This window comes from Nocardioides sp. CPCC 206348, from assembly GCF_048654705.1.
Taxonomy (GTDB): domain Bacteria; phylum Actinomycetota; class Actinomycetes; order Propionibacteriales; family Nocardioidaceae; genus Nocardioides.
The window spans coordinates 1250-2802 of record NZ_JBMCZA010000126.1; the positions used below are offsets into that span (position 1 = coordinate 1250).

General features: G+C 69.3%; 1 protein-coding gene. It reads left to right on the top strand.

Features of this window, described 5'->3' with window-relative positions; translation table 11 throughout:
• A partial coding sequence (locus ACOADB_RS07375) for an LPXTG cell wall anchor domain-containing protein (RefSeq protein ID WP_378597318.1) occupies positions 1–1484 on the top strand: 1484 nt, incomplete at its 5' end.
• Between the last annotated feature and the right edge of the window lie 69 nt (positions 1485–1553).

A 1553-nucleotide genomic window follows, 5' to 3' on the forward strand; every position in this document is an offset into this window, starting at 1 on the left:
ACGACGAGCCGGACAACAAGAAGGTCGTCGTCTGCAAGTACGTCGGCACCCCTCCGGGCGTTCCGCACCACGTCATCGTGGTCAGCAAGAACGCCGCGCTCGCTGCCGGATGGACCGAGGGGCAGTTCCCGGGCCCGTTCGCCGACGCGCACGACTCGGTTGCCATTCGCTGGGCGGTCGGCAACGAGCAGCCGGGCGACGAGGAGCTGGGCAGCTGCCCGCTCGCGGAGGAAGCCCTCCCCGAGATCCCGGTCAACGACCCCTGTGGTCCTGACAACGCCGCGTACGGCGCGGTGCCGACCGGCAACTACACGATCGTGCGCAACCTGGACGGCTCGATCACGCTGAAGGCCGACCCCGGCTACGAGTTCCCGGGCGGCACGGACGAGAACGTCTACCCGGCACCGACCGACGAGAACGTTCCCTGTGAGCCCGTCCTCATCGACGCACCCACGGTTCCCTCAAGTGACCCGTGCGGACCCGACAACGTCGCCTACGGCGAGGTTCCGGCCGGCGACTACGACGTGGCGCTCAACGACGACGGCAGCATCACGCTGACCGCCCACGAGGGCTCGACGTTCGCCGACGGCCCGACCCACACGTACCCCGCCCTGGTCGACAACGGCGTGGTCTGCGCCGAGGGCGAGGACGAGGACAAGGTCGTCGTCTGCAAGTACGTCGGCCCGCCCCCCGGCGTTCCGGACCACATCATCGTGGTGAGCAAGGCCTCCGCGCTCAACCAGGGTTGGGTCGAGGGCCAGTTCCCGGGACCGTTCGCCGACGCGCAGGACTCGGTTGCCATCCGCTGGGCGATCGGCAACGAGCAGCCCGGTGACGAAGAGCTGGTCAACTGCCCGACCGAGGAAGAGCCGTCGGAGATCGACGTGCCCGAGGTGCCGGTCAACGACCCGTGTGACACCGGGAACGCGTCGTACGGCGAGGTGCCGCTCGGTGACTACGTCATCACCTACAACCAGGACGGCAGCATCACGCTGGAGGCCCACGAGGGCTTCCACTTCCCGGGTGACGCGACGATGCACACCTACCCGGTGCTGGTCGAGGAGAACACCGAGGCCTGCCCGGTGGTCGACGACACCCGCGTCGTGCTGTGCACCTACCCGGACGTCGCACGGGCTTCCGACGTGCTCGGCACGGTCGTGATCCTCGACCTGGCCGACCTGGTCGCCCACGGCTTCGCGGGTCTCTTCCCGTACGAGTACAGCGACGCCGGTGCCACGTGGACGGCGATCCGCTTCGCCTCGGAGGGCGAGGTGGCCGAGGACATCGAAGGCGTCCTGTGTGGCGTCGCTGGTGAGGTCGAGGAGCAGCCGGGGACCGAGGTTCCCGGTGAGGTCGGTGGCATCGTCGAAGCCGCCGAGCTCCCGAACACCGGTGGCCCGTCGGGCTTCCTGGTGCCGCTCGGCGCCGGGCTGGTCCTGGCGGGTGCAGCCCTGGTGCTCGCACGTCGTCGCGAGACCGCCTGACCTGAGGCAACCGGTCTGACCGGATGATCGCCCCGTCGCAGCCCTGCTGCGGCGGGGTGATCGGGTTTT